The 977-nt window shown below is 70.5% G+C and carries 1 protein-coding gene and 1 pseudogene; both read left to right on the top strand.

The annotated features are described in order from the left end of the window. Positions 1-596, top strand: a 596-nt coding sequence (locus tag A5678_RS10170; RefSeq protein ID WP_156746840.1) for a serine hydrolase, incomplete at its 5' end; no start/stop codon positions are given. An 85-nt stretch (positions 597-681) separates the two neighbouring features. Further along, positions 682-977: pseudogene (locus A5678_RS10165) on the top strand (hypothetical protein); the annotation flags it as partial.

Here is a 977-nt window from a genome sequence, read left to right as displayed (position 1 = left end):
ACCGTGAGCGGGTCGCGCACGTCCACAACTGGGCGCGCGCCGAAACGCTTCTGCATCTCAACGTCATGCCGCCCGGGTTCGTGGGCGCCTCGCTCAACCCGGTCGGCCTGACCGCCCGCGCCATCGCCGTCCCGCGCGGCGTCAACCCGTTCAACGGCGACTACAACCGCGAGGATGTCCGGGCGGTCGAGATCCCGTCGGCCAACGGCATCGGCACCGCCCGGTCGGTGGCGCGCATGTACGGCAGCGCGGCCACCGGGGGAGCCGAGCTCGGAATCGGCGGCGACACCGTCGACGCGCTGGCGGCCCCGGCGCTCTCACCGAGCCAGGGAGTTCGCGACAAGGTGATGAAGGTCGATGTAGCATATTCCCTCGGCTTCTGTAAACCCTTGCCGCACTTCCCCTTCGGCTCCTCGGACCGGGCCTTCGGGACTCCCGGCTTCGGCGGCTCTTTCGGCTGCGCCGACCCGGACACCGGCGTCGGGTTCGCCTACGTCATGAACCGGCTGGGTTTTCACCTGTGGAGCGACCCACGCGAACTCGCGCTGCGGCAGGCGCTGTTTCGCGACGTCCTCGGGGTGCGTCCGCAGACGTGACGGGTCCGGTCGCAGTGGCGCCGAATGTGGCCCGCTCTCCGCGGCGGCCGGCCTGCAGCCGCCGCGCTGGTGGCATCCTGGCCGTGTGGGCTTACTCATCCGGTTGGCGGAGCTGTTGATCGTGATCCTGCCCCTGGCCGGGGCGACCATCGCCGCGGTGCGCGCATTCAGCGCCAACCGTCGGCCGGCCGGACAACCGCCGCAGATCGACCGGACGGAAACGCCGGAGACCGGCGACAACCACGTCGCGCAGTGGCGGTCGCTGCGCCGCGTCCTCGAGGAGCACAGCCGCACCGACGCGCGCTGGCTCGAGTACGAACTCGACGTCGCCAAGTTGCTCGACTTTCCGCTCATGACGGACATGCGCGACCCGCTCACGGT

Source organism: Mycobacterium sp. E2733 (assembly GCF_001667585.1).
Lineage (GTDB): Bacteria > Actinomycetota > Actinomycetes > Mycobacteriales > Mycobacteriaceae > Mycobacterium.
The sequence above is the reverse complement of the archived record's forward strand: the minus strand, read 5'-3'. Positions and strand labels throughout refer to the sequence as shown.